General features: G+C 52.9%; 21 protein-coding genes. 16 read left to right on the top strand and 5 right to left on the bottom strand.

The window, feature by feature from the left end; all coding sequences use genetic code 11:
• Nucleotides 1-27: 27 nt before the first annotated feature.
• From def (Q4544_RS13870) to Q4544_RS13855, 4 genes are all read left to right on the top strand, one after another.
• A complete protein-coding gene (gene def / locus Q4544_RS13870) occupies nt 28-537 on the top strand; it encodes a peptide deformylase (protein ID WP_303507283.1) in 510 nt (169 codons plus the stop codon).
• Nucleotides 537-1,031: a peptide deformylase gene (gene def / locus Q4544_RS13865; RefSeq protein ID WP_303507238.1), complete on the top strand. Its 495-nt coding sequence runs from the start codon at nt 537-539 to the stop codon at nt 1,029-1,031. The genes def (Q4544_RS13870) and def (Q4544_RS13865) overlap by 1 nt, the downstream gene beginning before the upstream one ends.
• A complete protein-coding gene (gene fmt / locus Q4544_RS13860; RefSeq protein ID WP_303507237.1) occupies nt 1,028-1,933 on the top strand; it encodes a methionyl-tRNA formyltransferase in 906 nt (301 codons plus the stop codon). Before def (Q4544_RS13865) ends, fmt begins: the two co-directional genes overlap by 4 nt.
• 151 nt (nt 1,934-2,084) lie before the next feature.
• The gene (locus Q4544_RS13855) at nt 2,085-3,095 is read left to right on the top strand and encodes a glycosyltransferase family 2 protein (RefSeq protein WP_303507235.1); all 1,011 of its coding nucleotides are present in this window, start codon (nt 2,085-2,087) and stop codon (nt 3,093-3,095) included.
• Between the two features lie 3 nt (nt 3,096-3,098).
• Here Q4544_RS13855 and Q4544_RS13850 read toward each other — a convergent pair whose 3' ends face one another.
• The 4 genes from Q4544_RS13850 to Q4544_RS13835 form a co-directional block, all read right to left on the bottom strand.
• On the bottom strand, nt 3,099-3,722 hold the full coding sequence (locus tag Q4544_RS13850; protein WP_303507233.1) for a trimeric intracellular cation channel family protein: 624 nt from the start codon (nt 3,720-3,722) through the stop codon (nt 3,099-3,101).
• Nucleotides 3,722-4,183, bottom strand: a complete 462-nt coding sequence (gene rnhA / locus Q4544_RS13845; RefSeq protein WP_303507230.1) for a ribonuclease HI — start codon at nt 4,181-4,183, stop codon at nt 3,722-3,724. The genes Q4544_RS13850 and rnhA overlap by 1 nt, the downstream gene beginning before the upstream one ends.
• Before the next feature lie 82 nt (nt 4,184-4,265).
• Nucleotides 4,266-5,225, bottom strand: a complete 960-nt coding sequence (gene ispH / locus Q4544_RS13840; RefSeq protein WP_303507228.1) for a 4-hydroxy-3-methylbut-2-enyl diphosphate reductase — start codon at nt 5,223-5,225, stop codon at nt 4,266-4,268.
• A 107-nt stretch (nt 5,226-5,332) separates the two neighbouring features.
• Nucleotides 5,333-5,908 carry an NYN domain-containing protein gene (locus Q4544_RS13835; protein WP_303507226.1) on the bottom strand — a complete coding sequence of 192 codons (576 nt, stop codon included), beginning with the start codon at nt 5,906-5,908 and terminating at the stop codon, nt 5,333-5,335.
• A 164-nt stretch (nt 5,909-6,072) separates the two neighbouring features.
• On the opposite strand from Q4544_RS13835, the gene folK reads away from it, so the two are divergent.
• The 8 genes from folK to acpS all read left to right on the top strand — a co-directional run bounded on the left by folK (nt 6,073) and on the right by acpS (nt 12,259).
• The gene (gene folK, locus Q4544_RS13830) at nt 6,073-6,633 is read left to right on the top strand and encodes a 2-amino-4-hydroxy-6-hydroxymethyldihydropteridine diphosphokinase (protein WP_303507224.1); all 561 of its coding nucleotides are present in this window, start codon (nt 6,073-6,075) and stop codon (nt 6,631-6,633) included.
• A gap of 75 nt (nt 6,634-6,708) precedes the next feature.
• Entirely contained in the window at nt 6,709-7,065 is a 357-nt protein-coding gene (gene rpoZ / locus Q4544_RS13825) for a DNA-directed RNA polymerase subunit omega (RefSeq protein ID WP_303507222.1), read from the top strand.
• Between the two features lie 27 nt (nt 7,066-7,092).
• A complete protein-coding gene (locus tag Q4544_RS13820) occupies nt 7,093-9,231 on the top strand; it encodes a bifunctional (p)ppGpp synthetase/guanosine-3',5'-bis(diphosphate) 3'-pyrophosphohydrolase (RefSeq protein WP_303507220.1) in 2,139 nt (712 codons plus the stop codon).
• A 12-nt stretch (nt 9,232-9,243) separates the two neighbouring features.
• Nucleotides 9,244-9,912 (top strand): DUF2062 domain-containing protein, encoded by a 669-nt coding sequence (locus Q4544_RS13815; protein ID WP_303507219.1) that lies wholly within the window; start codon nt 9,244-9,246, stop codon nt 9,910-9,912.
• 63 nt (nt 9,913-9,975) lie between these two features.
• Nucleotides 9,976-10,713, top strand: a complete 738-nt coding sequence (locus Q4544_RS13810; protein WP_303507217.1) for a pyridoxine 5'-phosphate synthase — start codon at nt 9,976-9,978, stop codon at nt 10,711-10,713.
• Between the two features lie 84 nt (nt 10,714-10,797).
• Nucleotides 10,798-11,415 carry a LysE family translocator gene (locus tag Q4544_RS13805; RefSeq protein WP_303507215.1) on the top strand — a complete coding sequence of 206 codons (618 nt, stop codon included), beginning with the start codon at nt 10,798-10,800 and terminating at the stop codon, nt 11,413-11,415.
• A 2-nt stretch (nt 11,416-11,417) separates the two neighbouring features.
• Nucleotides 11,418-11,861, top strand: coding sequence for a hypothetical protein (locus tag Q4544_RS13800; RefSeq protein WP_303507213.1), 444 nt, complete (start codon nt 11,418-11,420; stop codon nt 11,859-11,861).
• The gene (acpS, locus tag Q4544_RS13795) at nt 11,858-12,259 is read left to right on the top strand and encodes a holo-ACP synthase (RefSeq protein ID WP_303507211.1); all 402 of its coding nucleotides are present in this window, start codon (nt 11,858-11,860) and stop codon (nt 12,257-12,259) included. The genes Q4544_RS13800 and acpS overlap by 4 nt, the downstream gene beginning before the upstream one ends.
• A gap of 93 nt (nt 12,260-12,352) precedes the next feature.
• On the opposite strand, the gene Q4544_RS13790 is transcribed toward acpS, so the two are convergent.
• Nucleotides 12,353-12,976, bottom strand: coding sequence for a hypothetical protein (locus Q4544_RS13790; protein WP_303507209.1), 624 nt, complete (start codon nt 12,974-12,976; stop codon nt 12,353-12,355).
• Nucleotides 12,977-13,185: 209 nt separating this feature from the next.
• Here Q4544_RS13790 and lepB point away from each other — a divergent pair, with 209 nt between their 5' ends.
• Genes lepB through Q4544_RS13770 form a run of 4 tightly spaced genes read left to right on the top strand, consistent with a single transcriptional unit; the run spans nt 13,186 to nt 15,924 of the window.
• Nucleotides 13,186-14,013, top strand: a complete 828-nt coding sequence (gene lepB / locus Q4544_RS13785; protein WP_303507207.1) for a signal peptidase I — start codon at nt 13,186-13,188, stop codon at nt 14,011-14,013.
• Nucleotides 14,010-14,693, top strand: a complete 684-nt coding sequence (gene rnc / locus Q4544_RS13780; protein ID WP_303507205.1) for a ribonuclease III — start codon at nt 14,010-14,012, stop codon at nt 14,691-14,693. Before lepB ends, rnc begins: the two co-directional genes overlap by 4 nt.
• Nucleotides 14,690-15,595, top strand: a complete 906-nt coding sequence (gene era / locus Q4544_RS13775) for a GTPase Era (RefSeq protein WP_303507203.1) — start codon at nt 14,690-14,692, stop codon at nt 15,593-15,595. Before rnc ends, era begins: the two co-directional genes overlap by 4 nt.
• Nucleotides 15,592-15,924, top strand: a complete 333-nt coding sequence (locus Q4544_RS13770) for a DUF1491 family protein (RefSeq protein ID WP_303507200.1) — start codon at nt 15,592-15,594, stop codon at nt 15,922-15,924. The genes era and Q4544_RS13770 overlap by 4 nt, the downstream gene beginning before the upstream one ends.
• Nucleotides 15,925-15,988 lie beyond the last annotated feature (64 nt).

The raw sequence follows: 15,988 nt of genomic DNA, 5'->3' as shown, positions 1-15,988 counted from the left end.
AGTAGCGCCTTGGCCTATGTCAGCCGCATGCTAAAAACGATCCTTATTCATCCCGATCCTCGCCTTAAAAAGAAATGCGATGCTGTTGCTGACCTGAGCGACGAGCTACGCACATTGGCGGCAGATATGTTGGAAACCATGTACGAGGCGCCAGGCGTTGGCTTAGCGGCGCCCCAAATTGGTGTGCTATCTCGTTTGATCGTGATGGATTGCGTCAAAGAGGGCACCCCAGAGCCCACTGTGATGTTCAATCCTGAGGTGCTGTCTTCCTCGGATGAGACGAACGTTTACGAAGAAGGATGTTTGTCGATTCCGGATCAATTTGCCGAAGTTACGCGCCCGAAAGAAGTGCGCGTTGGATGGATTGATATGGATGGAAACCCGCAGGAAAAAGATTTTGACGGGCTTTGGTCGACATGTGTTCAACATGAGATTGATCATTTGAATGGCAAGCTATTCATTGATTACCTTGGCCCGATGAAGCGGCAGATGATAACGCGCAAATCACTAAAATTGAAACGCGAGTTAGCACGCTAATGGCCGTTCAATCTTGCTTGCCTTGGCCCGACAAGCGGCTTCGAACCGCGGCAGAGCCTGTCGTGGAAATTTCGGACGCAGATCGTCAGACTTGGCAGGATTTGATCGATACGATGGAAGCCATGCCCGGAGTGGGAATGGGGGCCAATCAGATCGGTGTCTTGCGCCGATTGATTGTCGTGGATGCGTCAAGCGAACGTGGGCAGGTTGTGAAAATGGCTAACCCCGAGGTTTTACATAAATCCATCGAGCTGCGCCCACACGAAGAGGCCAGCCCGAACTTGCCGGGCGTGTCTGCCGTCATCAAACGCCCACGGGCTGTGACAGTGCGCTATATGGATGAAAACGGTGACGCTGCAGAGAAAGACTTTGTTGGTCTCTGGGCAACGTCGGTTCAACATCAAATCGACCATATCAATGGGCGTATGTATTTCGATCACCTCAGCCGCACAAAGCGCGAGATGTTGATCAAGAAGGCTGGGAAGCTGCGATGAAAATTGTCTTTATGGGCACGCCGGACTTTTCGGTTCCGGTTCTGGACGCTTTGGTTAACGCCGGGTATGAGATCGTAGCAGTTTACAGCCAGCCACCCCGCCCAGCCGGACGCGGTAAGAAAGAGCGTCCATCGCCCGTTCAGGCACGTGCAGAAGAACTTGGGCTGACGGTTCGCCATCCAGTGTCCCTTAAGGGGGCAGATGAACAGGCGGAGTTTGCGGCGCTGGGCGCAGATGTTGCAGTGGTTGTCGCATATGGTCTGTTGCTCCCTCAGGCGATTTTGGATGCTCCTGCGCGTGGCTGTTTAAATATCCACGCAAGCCTTTTGCCACGCTGGCGCGGTGCTGCACCAATTCATCGTGCGATTATGGCTGGGGATACTGAAACGGGTGTTTGCATAATGCAGATGGAGGCCGGGCTTGATACTGGTCCAGTATTGATGCGGCAGACCACCTCGATTGGTGCCGAAGAAACCACACAACAGTTGCATGATCATCTAAGCCAGATTGGCGCAAAGGCGATAGTGGATGCTCTGGCTAATTTGGATAATTTGACCGCTGAGCCACAGCCAGAAGAGGGTGTGACCTACGCCAGCAAGATCGACAAGGCAGAAGCCAAAATCGACTGGTCTGAGCCCGCTTCCGTCGTCGACCGTAGGATCCGTGGTCTTTCGCCTTTCCCGGGTGCTTGGTGCGAGATTGAGGGGCAGCGCGTGAAGCTTTTGGCGTCGCGATTGGCGGAGGGTACAGGCGCGCCCGGCGAAATTCTTGATGACGCGCTAACAGTCGCCTGTGGCGAGAGTGCGGTGCAATTGCTGCGTTTACAGAGGGCCGGTAAGGGTGTTCAAGATTCCGAAGTTTTCTTGCGTGGCTTTGCTTTAGCGCCCGGCCAGACACTTTGATCTTCCTTCGATACACCGAAAATGTGCATGAAAGGTTGGGAAAACCTGACCTTTAATGTCTCAATATGACCTTTTTCTGGACCGAATTCTGCCGCCAGGCTAAGCTAACGTTAATAAATAATTAACCACAACTTAATGTTGAGCGAAGCAAATGGCAGGCACATCCACAACGAGCCTAGGAACTGGGCCGAAGATTACCGTTGTTACAACAATGAAGGACGAGGGACCTTATATCCTCGACTGGATCGCGCACTACAAAACACTTGGCGTGACAGACTTTGTGGTTTTCACAAATGACTGTTCAGATTCCACTGATCATATTTTGCGTTGCCTGAACCGCGCTGGCGTTGTGGAGCATCGCTTCAACCGTGTTATGCGCCGTGGTCCGCACAAAAGTGCGTTGATGTGGGCGCAGTACGAACAGACGGTACTAGAATCTGATTGGATCATGGTCATCGATGTGGATGAATATCTACAAATCAATTCCGGTGACGGCACGCTTCCCGGTCTGATTGACCAGTATCCAGAAGCTGATGCCATTTCGTTTGTCTGGCGTGTGTTCGGAAATGCCGGTGTGAAAGAAATCGAAGCAACACCTGTTCCACAGAATTTCACGCTAACGCAACATGAGCGTGGCGACATTAACGAGAACCGTTTCTTTAAAACCATGCACCGTAATACCAGCAAGTTTGAACGCTTGGGGGTGCATCGTCCGTTCCTTGCCGAAGACGCAAAGGACGTGCGCTGGATCTTGCCAAATGGCCAACGTTTGACCGAAGAGCAAATTGCAACGGCGTTGTTCGTTTACGAAGACTATGGCTATGAAGGTGCGCAGCTCAATCATTACGCTTTGCGTTCTCAAGACGCACTGTTGAATAAGAAAGCGCGTGGTCGTGCAAACCACCATACGCAGGGCATTGCGCCTGGGTATTGGAAGAAATTCGATAAGAACGATGTCCAAGACGCAACATTGGCTGAAAACTTTGGTGCGGCCATGAACGTCAAAGCGCGTTTGCTTCGCGACGCAACGCTTCGCAAGTATCACGAGGAAGCGCTGGTTTGGCACCGAGATCAGGCAGCACGCCTGCGTAAGAAGCAAGAGGTTAGGGCATTCTTGCAAACGATCGAAGGTGTCGAAGACGAAGGTCAGCAAGCCGCCTAAGTCTTATTGCTGAGGTGGCCGCGCTTTATAGACCGGTAGGCGCCAACCAAACAGCATGGAGCCTGCTCGTAGGCCCCATGTGACACCTGCGCAGATAGCCAGCAGCGCGAGCCCTTGCAGCCCAAGCCAACTGGCGACAACGGTTGCAGATGCGCCCAAGAAAGCTGCCGTCGCATAGATTTCGCCTTGCTTCAAAAGCAAGGGAACTTCGTTGCAGACGACGTCACGCATCAAACCGCCAAGACATCCCGTTGAAATGCCCATTAAAACGACGATGACCGGATCGTGGCCAAGGTCCATGGCTACACCAGTTCCCGCAGCCACCGCGACAGCCAGCGCAATGCTGTCGAGCCAAAGCAGAACTCGATAACGGCTTTCCAAGAAATGCGCAGTGAAAAACACAAGCAGGGCAGCGCTGCAGGCCAGCAAGATGTATCCGGGTTGCCCGACCCAAAAAACGGGATCACGGCCAAGCAGCAAGTCACGCAGTGTCCCGCCACCCACAGCAGTTAAACAAGCGACAAAGGCAAAACCCACAAGATCAAGTTGCGCACGGCTTGCGACCAACGCTCCGGTCAACGCGAAAACGAAGACAGAAGCAAAGTCGAGAAAACCGAGCGCCGTCATTATGATTTACCGGTCTTAAAGGGGGCCATGCCCGCGCGGGCCAGTTCGTCTGCTTTTTCGTTTTCCGGGTGGCCAGCGTGGCCTTTAACCCATTCCCAAGTCACGGTATGGCCTGCTTGAGCGGCATCAAGACGCTGCCACAGCTCTACATTCTTTACCGGCTTCTTGGCAGACGTTCTCCAGCCGTTACGCTTCCAGCCGTGAATCCAACCGGTTACACCATTTTTGACATAGGCGCTGTCAGTAACCACCGTGATCGTGCTGGCACGTTCAAGGGTTTCCAATGCCATGATGGCCGCCATAAGCTCCATCTGGTTGTTGGTTGTCAGAGCCTCGCCGCCAGAAAGCTCGCGTTCTTTGATGATTTCATCGCCATTCGTGGCGCGCATCAGAACGCCCCATCCGCCGGGGCCGGGATTTCCGGAGCATGCTCCGTCAGTGTATGCGTGTAATTGTGCCATAGGACGCCGATAGCCAATATTGGGCGGGCACGTCTAGCCCCAATGTGAAGCTAGTTCAATCTTCGGTCCAGAGTGGCGCCTATCAGGCGTTCAGTTCCACATCTCGCAAAACGCGTGGCACTTTGAAATTCACCGTTTCAACGGCGGTTTCAACGATGTCGACAGTCACATCGTATTTCTCGCGGAAAGCATCAATGACTTCGTTCACTAGTACCTCTGGGGCCGAGGCGCCAGCAGTGATGCCGACCGAGGTAAGATCACCCAAAGCGCGCCAATCAATGTCTGCACCGCGTTGCACCAGCTGGCTGTAGCTACAACCAGCCTTTGCGCCAACTTCGACCAAGCGGCGAGAGTTGGACGAGTTTGGTGCGCCGACGACCAGCATGGCATCCACTTTCTCGGCCATGGCTTTGACGGCCATCTGGCGATTGGTGGTGGCGTAGCAGATGTCTTCTTTGTGTGGGCCAACGATAGCTGGAAAGCGTTTTTGCAGCGCGGCCACAATGCCAACGGTATCGTCAACGGATAGGGTCGTTTGCGTCACAAAGGCCAATTGCGTCGGGTCGCGGACCTCTATGCTAGCAACGTCTTCTTCGGTTTCGACCAAAAGCACTTCGCCATCTGGCAGCTGGCCCATTGTGCCAATGGTTTCCGGGTGGCCCGCATGACCGATCATGATGATTTGCAGACCAGCGTCAGAGTGGCGTTCCGCTTCGATGTGCACCTTGGATACCAGGGGACAAGTTGCGTCGACATATACCATGTTGCGGCGCTCTGCTTCGGCCGGGACGACCTTGGCAACGCCATGTGCGGAAAAGATCACTGGTCGATCATCTGGGCAATCAGACAGCTCTTCAACAAAAATGGCACCTTTTTCGCGTAGCCCATCGACCACAAATTTGTTGTGTACGATCTCATGCCGTACATAGACCGGAGCGCCCCACTTTTGCAGTGCCATTTCAACGATCTTGATCGCACGATCCACGCCCGCGCAAAATCCGCGTGGTGCAGCCAAATAGATAGTCAGGGGGGCTTTGGTCATGTTGGATCCTCTGGTCAATTGGCACAGAGGTAATTCCTATGGCAGCGTCCGTAAAGGGAACCGTCCGTCGCAGGTAGAAAAAAACCGAGGCCTAAGCCTCGGTTTCATTATTTTTCTACAGAGTAATCCATTTCTGGCTCACCCGGCATTGGATCACGCGGCGGTCGGCCGATCACATCCTTCAAACCTTCAAGCTCGATGAAATTATCGGCTTGCCGGCGAAGTTCATCAGAAATCATCGGTGGTTGGCTGCGAATTGTTGAAACAACAGAAACGCGAACGCCCTGTCGTTGTACGCTTTCGATCAGAGGTCGGAAATCGCCATCGCCAGAGAATAGAACAATATGGTCCACGTGTGGGGCCAGTTCCATTGCATCAACAGCAAGTTCGATATCCATGTTGCCTTTTACCTTACGGCGGCCTTGGCTATCCGTATATTCCTTGGCCGGTTTAGTGACCATGGTGAAACCATTATAATTAAGCCAGTCAACCAAAGGTCGAATTGGCGAGTACTCGTCATTTTCCAGAAGTGCCGTATAATAAAAGGCGCGCAGCAATTTGCCACGACGCATAAACTCTGCTCGAAGGAGTTTGTAGTCGATGTCGAAACCAAGCGACTTCGCCGCCGCATAAAGGTTCGATCCATCAATGAACAGCGCAAGCCGTTCGTCCTTGTAAAACATCAAATGTCCTTCCAGTAAAAAACGCTGCGCCGTAATGTCCGTGAGTGTGAAATAAGGTAGGCGCAACTAGGCTATTAGGCTAAAGGTTTTTCCTTCTCCTGCAAGCCTATGAGTCGTAGGTCATGCGTATCAACATGTATTCTTTCGGTTAGGTTCTTTAAAAAGTGTTAAAAAACAGCATTTTAGCTTTTGGTGGGAACGCAGATTCACCTGTCGGAACGCCGCGCGAAACGTTGAATTTCGCGCTCAAGTCGTTGGAGGGTCACGATATTTTCCCTCTAAAGGTGAGCCGACCTTACGTCAACCCCGCATATCCGCGCGGTAGTGGCCCGGATTTTGTGAATGCAGTTGCGGTGATTCAGTCTCGACTTGATCCTGTCTCGCTGTTGCACGTGCTGCACGAAATAGAAGCAGAATGCGGACGTGTGCGTGAAAAACGGTGGGGGCCGCGAACGTTGGATATTGACTTGATTGCGTGTGGCGACATTGTACAGCCAGACATTAAGGGCTACCAAGCTTGGCGTGATATGTCGCCGGAAGATCAGCAATGCAAATCACCTTCTGAACTGATTCTCCCGCATCCCCGGATTCAGGACCGTGCATTCGTCTTGGTTCCCATGGCAGAAGTCGCTCCAGAGTGGATTCACCCCGTTTCAGGGCTCTCCGTTGTGCAAATGCTAGATAACTTGTCAGAAATTGATCGAAATGAGGTTGTCCCTTTGTGACAATCCGCTTGTAACTATGTCAGAACCATCTTAAATACTCGGTTTCTGATCCCATCCAGAGAGTGGAGTGCCCCGATGGCCCGCGTGACCGTTGAAGACTGCGTAGATAAGGTTCAAAACCGTTTCGAGCTTGTGATGCTTGCGGCGCACCGTGCGCGTGAAATCTCTGCCGGTTCGGCAATTACTGTAGAGCGTGACAACGACAAAAACCCTGTTGTGTCCCTGCGTGAAATTGCTGACGAGACACAAACAGCAGACGAGCTGCGTGAGCGTCTGATCGAAAGCAACCAGAACCAGATCGAGGTTGATGAGCCTGAAGAAGACTCAATGGCTCTGTTGATGGGTGCGGAAGCTGCAGACAAGCCATCTGACGACGATATGTCCGAAGAGAAGCTGCTGCGCGCTTTGATGGAAGCACAAGGCCAGGGCTAAACGCCCAGGGGAACGAGAAGGCACCATATGATTCCGGCTGACGATCTGGTCGAACTCGTCCGGGCCTACAACCCCAAGACAAATGAAAAACTCATCCGCGAGGCCTATGAATTTGGCCTCGAGATGCATGAGGGTCAGTACCGTCATTCGGGAGAGCCCTACTTTACCCACCCAATCGAAGTTGCCGCCATTCTGACGGAACAGCAGTTGGATGATGCCACCATCATCACAGCTCTGTTGCATGACACGATTGAGGACACAAAAGCCTCCTATCAAGAAGTTGCAAAGCGTTTCGGCAACGAAATTGCGATGCTTGTTGATGGCGTTACGAAGCTGACGAACCTTCAGCTGTCTTCGACAGAAACCAAGCAGGCCGAAAACTTTCGCAAGCTGTTTATGGCGATGTCCAAAGACCTGCGGGTTATCTTGGTGAAACTTGCCGACCGATTGCACAATATGCGCACGATCCGTGCCATGCGCCCGCAAAAACAGGTCGTTAAGGCACGCGAAACCATGGATATTTACGCGCCACTTGCAGGGCGCATGGGTATGCAGTGGATGCGCGAAGAGCTTGAAGACCTGGCGTTCAAGGTTTTGAACCCGGATGGCCGGGCCTCTATTATGCGGCGGTTTATTACGCTGCAAAAAGAAACCGGCGACGTCATCGAGCGGATTACAGCAGATATTGAGACGGAGCTTGAAAAAGCGGGTATCGAAGCGCAGATCTACGGTCGCGCCAAAAAACCTTATTCCATTTGGCGCAAGATGCAGACCAAAGATCAAGGGTTTTCAAGGCTTTCTGATATTTACGGGTTCCGCATTGTCAGCAACTCGGACGAGGACTGCTACCGCATTCTTGGGGTTATTCACCAGCGATGGCGGGCGGTTCCGGGGCGTTTCAAAGACTATATCAGTCAGCCGAAATCGAACGGCTATCGTTCTATTCACACAACGGTCTCTGGTCGCGACGGGCGGCGGGTCGAAGTACAAATCAGAACGCGGCAGATGCACGACGTTGCTGAAACCGGTGTTGCGGCACATTGGTCCTATCGGGACGGTGTGCGGGGGGAAAACCCGTTTGCTGTTGATCCAGCGCGCTGGATTCGTTCGTTAACAGAGCAATTTGATACCGAAGAAGATCACGAAGACTTCCTCGAGGCGGTGAAGCTTGAAATGTATCAGGACCAAGTGTTCTGCTTTACGCCGACTGGTGACGTGGTCAAGTTGCCGCGTGGTGCGACGCCGATTGACTTTGCTTATGCGATCCACACACGGATCGGGAACGCCTGTGTTGGTGCAAAGATCGACCATATGCGTGTGCCCCTGTGGACTCGGATCAAAAACGGCCAATCCGTTGAAATCATTACAGCTCATGGGCAGATGCCGCAGGCGACCTGGTTGGATGTGGCGACGACGGGTAAGGCAAAATCTGCTATTCGCCGCGCGTTGCGCGAGCTTGATCACGAACGTTTTGTAAAGCTTGGTTTCGAGTTGGCACGCGCCGCGTTTGTTCATGTTGGTAAAAAACCGACCGAGAAAGTTTTGGATATGGCTGCCAAGCAGCTGCGCCTTGAAGATCGCGACTCATTGTTGGCGCGTCTCGGGAGTGCAGAGTTGCGTGCAGACGAAGTCGTTCAGGCGGTGTATCCAGAGCTTGCTCAGGAAGAGGGTGATCTGGTTGCGGCGGATCGGGCGGTTATCGGTTTGTCGCCTGAGCAGAGCTTTCAGCGCGCGCCGTGTTGTGAGCCGTTGCCCGGTGAGCGGATTGTTGGGATTACCTATCGCGGCAAAGGCGTGGTCGTGCATGCGATTGACTGCGACACGCTTTTGAAATTTGAAGATCAGGCAGAGCGCTGGTTGGATTTGCATTGGCAAGTCGGCAAACATCAGCCTGTCTATGGCGCAACGCTGGATCTGACAATTGGTAATGATGCCGGGGTGTTAGGGCGAATTTGCTCTTTGATCGGCGAGCACAAAGCCAATATTTCTGATCTAGAATTTACCGACCGGAAACCCGATTTCTATCGCCTTTTGATTCACGTCGAGTTACGCGATATGGAGCACTTACATTCGCTGATGTTGGCTTTGCAGGCCGAGAGCGAAGTCGCCACCATCGAACGTCTTCGTGATCCCAGCAGGGCTTACCCGAGTTCGTCCAAGGAATAAGGAACGCCCACCGTGGTTTTTAAACGCCGGGACAAACGACCGATCCTGCAGATAGTGCAGGAATTCGTTTGGCCTCGCGGTGGCTGGGCTCGCGCATTTTACTATATGCGTCATAGGGTTAGACGTCTTCCGGGGTCTCCTGAACGCATTGCGCGCGGACTTTGGGCCGGCGTTTTTTCAACCTTTACGCCTTTTTACGGATTGCACTTTATTGTCGCGGCTCTGTTGTCGCGGGCGGTGCAGGGGAATTTGCTGGCAGCATTGTTGGGCACTTTCTTTGGCAATCCGCTAAGCTATTTGCCGATTGGCGTTATCTCCTTGAAAACGGGTCACTTTTTGCTGGGCACTGAGTTTGAGCAAGGACAAGAACGCTCTTTGGTTGGCAAGTTTGCGAATGCGGGTTCTGATCTGGTTCACAATTTTTGGGCGGCCTTTACCGATGCGACAATGGATTGGCATGGGCTTTCGATTTTCTGGGGAGAAGTGTTTTACCCTTATTTAATTGGGGGAATCCTTCCTGGAATCGTGGCGGCGACTGTGACGTATTACCTATCTGTGCCGGTGATCCGGGCCTATCAAAAGCGCCGGGCAAAGCAAATTCAAGCGAAATTTGAAGCACTTAAGATCAAAGCACAGCAAGCCAGCGCACATGCAGCTGAGCAGCAAGAGCCTAAGAAATAAGGGTTTTCTCTTTTGTTTTGCGGGATTAGGGTCTGCTCAGATAATTTCTGAGGAGTCTTCACCATGCTGCGTTTGGGTGTGAATATCGATCACGTTGCAACAGTGCGAAATGCTCGGGGTGGGGTGTACCCTGATCCCACGCGGGCGGCCTTGTTGGCAGAGGCCTCTGGGGCGGATGGGATCACGGCTCATTTGCGCGAAGATCGTCGCCACATCATGGATGAAGACATTGATAAGTTAATGGATTCATTGGAAATTCCGTTGAATTTCGAAATGGCTGCGACGGATGAAATGCAAGCGATTGCTTTGCGTCACAAGCCACATGCAGTGTGTTTGGTACCTGAGAAGCGCGAGGAAAAAACCACTGAGGGTGGTTTGGAAGTTGCGCGGGAAGAGAATCGGTTGGCGCATTACATTGCGCCTTTGCGTGAAGCTGGATGTCGGGTTTCGATCTTTATTGCGGCGGAAAAAAAGCAGATCGAGGCGGCACACCGGATCGGGGCAGAGGTGATTGAACTGCACACCGGGGCCTATTGCGACTATCATGCCGATGGCAAATTTGACAAGCGAGATCAAGAGCTTGAGCGTCTGACAGAGATGGCTAAGTTTGCGGATTCTTTGGGGTTGGAAGTGCATGCGGGCCACGGTCTAAGCTATGAAACCGTGAAGCCGATTGCTGCTTTGCCTGAGGTGAAAGAGCTGAATATTGGGCATTTCTTGATGGGGGAATCCATGTTTGTGGGCATGGATGCCTCGATTAAGGAAATGCGTCGGTTGATGGACGAGGCACGGGCCGTTTAGTTTCTGTTAATGTGAGTTTCGTGCGTTTCGCCGCGCGAAACGTACGATTCGTTTTCAAGATTGTCGCTCATAGGAGTTGATCTCATGTTCGGACCCGAAATTCTGTTGGTTGTTTTGGCATGGGGCATCGCCGGGGGAACGCCGGGACCGGCGACTTTGGCAATTTCTGGAACCGCGATGGGTGCCGGACGTGGGGCAGGGGTTTCTGTTGCATTAGGAATCGTTGCTGGGTCTGCCTGTTGGGGGACTGCGGCGGCATTGGGCATGAGCGCGGTGATGGTTGCGAATGCTTGGATGTTTGAAGTGATCCGATACGCCGGTGCAGCCTATTTGCTGTATCTGGCTTTGAAGTCGCTGAAGTCGGCCTTAAATCCGAAGCCTTTGGTGGTGAGACCGCAATCAAAGGAACGGTTGTTCCTGAAAGGCCTTTTGATCCACCTGACAAATCCAAAGGCGATTCTGGCTTGGGGCTCGATCTATGCGATTGCTTTGCCCAAAGGATCAGGGACTGTTGAGATTTGGCAGTTGTTTGGGATGTTGATCACTATGTCGACGTTTGTGTTTGTCGGCTACGGTATTTTGTTCGCCTTACCTGCGGTGGCAAAACGCTATGCTGCGATGAAGCGGTGGTTTGATGGGGCGTTTGCGGCACTGTTTGGTGCGGCGAGTTTGAAAATTCTAACAGCGCGTTTGGAGATGTGACTTTGATTAAACATGCTTTGATGGCATTGGCGGTTTTCGCGACTCCGGTTGCAGCCCAAGAGGTGATTGATTGCGATTGGCAGGCACGTGCTGATGCCATTGTGGAACCGTGGGAAGACAACACGCGGACCTTTGCGAATGGTGCTGTGCGTTTGGCTTTGCTGGACACGATTGAACCGGCCGCGGGTGCGTTTCATGTGTTGGTTTTATCGCCGCCTTATGACGAAGTGGGTGGCCGACAGTGCAAGACGATTGGCGTTGGCGGCGGGGCTGGGTTCTCTGGCGTTGGCTTCGAGGACATCACGGCGGAATACGATCCGGTTAAGGGGCTGAGTTTCTGGCTTGAGGTCGATTACTACGACGGAGAGCTGGCAGATTTTTCGGGCGGTAGCCTGAGTTTTTCGGTGAACCAGCAGACTGGCGCGGTAGAGGCGGTGTTGGAATGATCCTAGGGATCGGGACAGACCTTGCGAATATCGAACGCATCCAAGGCACGCTGGATCGGTTTGGTGACCGGTTCAAGAATCGCGTCTTTACCGAACGAGAGCAGATGAAGGCGGAGCGCCGCAAGGATGTGGCGGGCACCTATGCCAAACGCTGGGCGGCGAAAGAGGCCTGTTCCAAGGCGCTGGGCACCGGATTGGCGATGGGGATTGCGTGGAAGGACATGCATGTCACCAACCTGCACACGGGCCAACCGGTGATGGAGGTCACGGGATGGGCGAAAGAGCGGCTAGAGGCGATGACGCCAGCAGGCCATCGGGCCGTGATCCATGTGACGTTGACCGATGATCATCCATGGGCGCAGGCTTTTGTGGTGATTGAGGCATTGCCGGAGGGGTGAGTGGCTTCTGCTTGGGGTGAAGGGCGACTAGGCAGGTCACGCTGACTTTAGTGCAGTCGTGGCGAAAAGCTGCTTTGCCTACCAGTCAATTGCTCAAGCAACTTGTTGATCGACAAATTCTGGAAACGGGTCGTTATCGAAATCCAAAATTTCTGCAGCTGTAACCGGGTATGATATTTCGAGATTTTTGGAGACCCATTCTTGGGCCAAAATCGGTTTTGGCCACGGTTGTGAATTGTATCCTGAGAAATCTTCCTTCGGCGTTAACGATACTGTGTCTCGACCTTCAATGCTAAAGTAACCCATCGTCAACAATACAATAAAGTGACGTACATCATCTGCTACTTGAAAAGCCTCACCTTCCGACCCGAGAAAAACATATCGATCTTTTCGATCATTTTTCCATACCGCAAAATAGCTTCCGTCTGCCCCACATTTAACGATTGGAACAATCACGTTCTCAAGGCCTTTTTTACCAAACCAATGTCGCACAAGGTCAGGTTCGACCACAAAAGCAAGATGTGACCAAAGGGCATTGAAGTTAGCGACGGGCGTTGTAGGCACAAATAGATCTTGTGTGTTTCGGTACTTGAAGGTTTGCTTCTGACTTTCCAGCCACTGAATGTACCTCCAAAGCTGGGCCTCCAAGGTGAATCCCGTTGGCAGCGAAGATCGCAGGGCCATTTCAAATTCATTCTTTTTGCGAAAACTAAACATAAAGCTATACCAATCTAAAAAATTAATATCCAGTTTGGAAAACGCAAATCACTATTGCAAGAAGAAACGATGGGTTCTACGTCAAAAAGCCGTTCTTGGTGCATCTTGCGATATTTGTCTCAATGGCTCTAAATCAGACTCCGCAGCGTTGGGTTGACACCGCGCCCGTGCAATCGCATGTAACGCGCAACCCTATGCGGAGAGATATAATGGCGTCTGAGGCCACTGAAAAACCCAATGGTATCGTCGAAACGATCAAAACAGTTGTTTACGCCCTGCTGATTGCCGGGATTTTCCGGACACTGTTTTTTCAACCGTTCTGGATTCCGTCAGGATCAATGAAAGACACGCTGTTGATCGGTGACTTTTTGTTCGTGAACAAGATGGCTTATGGCTATTCCTACGCGTCTTGTCCTTCGGTCCCGATTATCGGCATTGATGCGACGGATGTTTGCGGCATGTTTGATGGCGAAAACAATCGCCTGTTCGGCTCTGAGCCTGAAATGGGCGATGTCGTTGTGTTCCGTCATCCGGTGAACGGCTCTGATTTCATTAAGCGCGTTGTTGGTCTGCCGGGTGATACGGTTCAGATGAAAGACGGCGTACTGCACATCAATGGCGAGGCTGTAAAGCTGGAGCATGGTGGGTTGTTTGAAGAGGTTTCCGAACCGCAGGGTCCGCAGGGCAATCTGCCACGCTGTGAAAACGGTCCTGTGGGCCATGGCGGCAACTGCGTAAAGACCCGCTTGATCGAAACATTGCCAAATGGCGTGAAGCATTCGATCCTGAACATCGACACGGCGTTCGTTGATAACACGGGTGTCTTTACGGTTCCGGCTGGGCATTTCTTCTTTATGGGCGACAACCGTGATAACTCTACGGACAGTCGTTTCCCGCAAAGCCGCAATGGTGTTGGCTTCGTTCCGTTAGAGAACCTGATTGGCCGCGCGGATCGCATTATGTTTAGCTCTGCTGGTCGGTCGATGTTTGCCTTCTGGACGTGGCGGAGTGATCGTTTCTTTAAGGGTGTCGAGTGAAGATATCTGCTGAACTAAAAGCATTAGAAAAACGGCTGGGGCATCAATTTGGTGCCCCTGAGCTATTGGTGCGTGCCGTGACGCATTCGTCGATTTCGACGGCAACACGGCAAGATAACCAGCGGTTGGAGTTCCTTGGTGACCGCGTGTTGGGGCTGGTGATGGCTGAAGCCTTGCTGGATCACGACACAGGCGCAAGCGAGGGGCTGTTGGCACCACGGTTTAATGCGCTGGTACGTAAAGAGACCTGTGCCGATGTCGCCCGCGAGATTGAGCTGGGCGAGGCGCTAAAGCTGGGCCGCTCTGAGATGCTGTCGGGTGGTCGTCGCAAACAAGCGCTGTTGGGCGATGCGATGGAAGCGGTGATTGCCGCAGTTTACAAAGACGCCGGGTTCGAAGTGGCCAAGGCGATGGTTGTGCGGCTGTGGGGCGCGCGGGTGACTTCTGTTGAGGAAGACGCGCGCGATCCAAAGACAAGCCTGCAAGAATGGGCGCAGGCCCGTGGCTACCAGCCGCCAAAGTATGAGTTGGTAAAGCGCGCGGGGCCAGATCACGCACCGGTCTTTACCATTGCTGCTCGCCTGGACAATGGCGACACAGAAGAAGCGACCGCAGGGTCAAAGCGTCAGGCGGAGCAAGCTGCTGCGAAGGCGCTCTTAGCAAGATTGGAGAGCGCATGAGCCGCGCCGGATTTGTCGCCTTGATTGGCGAACCGAACGCAGGGAAATCGACCCTGACAAACCGTATGGTTGGCGCGAAAGTGTCGATTGTTACCCACAAGGTGCAAACCACGCGGACCCGTATTCGCGGTGTGGCGCTGGAAGGTGACGCACAGATTGTGTTTGTCGATACGCCGGGCCTGTTCCGTCCGCGTCGCCGGTTGGACCGCGCGATGGTGGCTGCCGCTTGGGGCGGTGCTGCGGATGCGGATGTGGTTGTGTTGATGGTCGAGGCACACCGTGGTGTGACTGAGGGTGTTGAGACAATCCTTGAGGGTCTGGAAGAGGTCGGCCAAGGGCGCAAAGTGGCGTTGGCGATCAACAAGATCGATATGGTTCAGGCCGAGACACTGTTGGCTTTGTCCAAAGAGCTGAACGATCGCTACCCCTTTGAAGAGACATTCATGATCTCTGCTGAAAAGGGGCATGGTGCGAAGTATCTGAAGGAATGGTTGGCGAGTGAATTGCCAGAGGGGCCATGGCTCTATCCAGAGGATCAGATCGCTGATCTGCCAATGCGGATGATCGCGGCGGAAATGACGCGCGAAAAGCTGACGCTGCGCCTGCATCAGGAATTGCCGTATCAGTTGACTGTGGAAACCGAAAACTGGGAAGAGCGCAAAGACGGCTCTTGCCGTGTGGATCAGCTGATTTACGTGATGCGTGACGGCCACAAAGGCATCGTTCTAGGCAAAGGTGGGGAAACTATCAAAGCGATCTCTACTGCGTCGCGCCAAGAGCTATCAGAATTCTTGGGCCGCAAGGTGCATCTATTCTTACAGGTCAAAGTGCGCCCGAATTGGTTGGAAGAATCCGAGCGCTATTCCGAAATGGGCTTGGATTTCAAAGACGGCAATACATGACACGGCTGACCGCTGAATTCTGGGTGTCTGCCTATTTGGCGCGGTTGCGATTTCAGGAGATCCCGGCCTTTGTTGTGGCGCATGGCGACAACACGGCTGGGGCGGTTCTGGTGAAACTGAACACGCTGGATGGCCGCGCGCAGGCGTTGCAGCGGTCCTTTGATTTGATGTCTGGCGAGCGCACCTGGATTGTGCTGTCAGAGGGTGACGAGACCGAGGTTGACGCGGCCATTGCCAAACAACGCTCGTTTGATCCGGATCTTTGGGTGATCGAAGTAGAAGACCGCGCTGGGCGGCACTTACTGGATGAACCCGGTCTGGCTGATTAAAGCTTTCGGATTTTGAGTATTTTTGGAAAGATGAAGCGCGGACCCTGTGCTTTTTCTTGATCTA

Origin of the sequence: Cognatishimia sp. 1_MG-2023 (assembly GCF_030548175.1) — a bacterium.
Classification (GTDB): domain Bacteria; phylum Pseudomonadota; class Alphaproteobacteria; order Rhodobacterales; family Rhodobacteraceae; genus Cognatishimia.
This window is presented reverse-complemented; position numbering and strand designations above follow the sequence as displayed.

What these genes read in the sequence shown, in the direction of transcription:
- Q4544_RS13850 (WP_303507233.1), bottom strand. Translation starts at nt 3,722, where the DNA reads ATGACGGCGCTCGGTTTTCTCGACTTTGCTTCTGTCTTCGTTTTCGCG.
- Q4544_RS13790 (WP_303507209.1), bottom strand. Translation starts at nt 12,976, where the DNA reads ATGTTTAGTTTTCGCAAAAAGAATGAATTTGAAATGGCCCTGCGATCT.
- rpoZ (WP_303507222.1), top strand. Translation starts at nt 6,709, where the DNA reads ATGGCCCGCGTGACCGTTGAAGACTGCGTAGATAAGGTTCAAAACCGT.
- fmt (WP_303507237.1), top strand. Translation starts at nt 1,028, where the DNA reads ATGAAAATTGTCTTTATGGGCACGCCGGACTTTTCGGTTCCGGTTCTG.
- Q4544_RS13855 (WP_303507235.1), top strand. Translation starts at nt 2,085, where the DNA reads ATGGCAGGCACATCCACAACGAGCCTAGGAACTGGGCCGAAGATTACC.
- rnhA (WP_303507230.1), bottom strand. Translation starts at nt 4,183, where the DNA reads ATGGCACAATTACACGCATACACTGACGGAGCATGCTCCGGAAATCCC.
- era (WP_303507203.1), top strand. Translation starts at nt 14,690, where the DNA reads ATGAGCCGCGCCGGATTTGTCGCCTTGATTGGCGAACCGAACGCAGGG.
- Q4544_RS13805 (WP_303507215.1), top strand. Translation starts at nt 10,798, where the DNA reads ATGTTCGGACCCGAAATTCTGTTGGTTGTTTTGGCATGGGGCATCGCC.
- def (WP_303507238.1), top strand. Translation starts at nt 537, where the DNA reads ATGGCCGTTCAATCTTGCTTGCCTTGGCCCGACAAGCGGCTTCGAACC.
- Q4544_RS13810 (WP_303507217.1), top strand. Translation starts at nt 9,976, where the DNA reads ATGCTGCGTTTGGGTGTGAATATCGATCACGTTGCAACAGTGCGAAAT.
- lepB (WP_303507207.1), top strand. Translation starts at nt 13,186, where the DNA reads ATGGCGTCTGAGGCCACTGAAAAACCCAATGGTATCGTCGAAACGATC.
- Q4544_RS13835 (WP_303507226.1), bottom strand. Translation starts at nt 5,908, where the DNA reads ATGTTTTACAAGGACGAACGGCTTGCGCTGTTCATTGATGGATCGAAC.
- ispH (WP_303507228.1), bottom strand. Translation starts at nt 5,225, where the DNA reads ATGACCAAAGCCCCCCTGACTATCTATTTGGCTGCACCACGCGGATTT.
- Q4544_RS13820 (WP_303507220.1), top strand. Translation starts at nt 7,093, where the DNA reads ATGATTCCGGCTGACGATCTGGTCGAACTCGTCCGGGCCTACAACCCC.
- acpS (WP_303507211.1), top strand. Translation starts at nt 11,858, where the DNA reads ATGATCCTAGGGATCGGGACAGACCTTGCGAATATCGAACGCATCCAA.
- Q4544_RS13770 (WP_303507200.1), top strand. Translation starts at nt 15,592, where the DNA reads ATGACACGGCTGACCGCTGAATTCTGGGTGTCTGCCTATTTGGCGCGG.
- def (WP_303507283.1), top strand. Translation starts at nt 28, where the DNA reads ATGCTAAAAACGATCCTTATTCATCCCGATCCTCGCCTTAAAAAGAAA.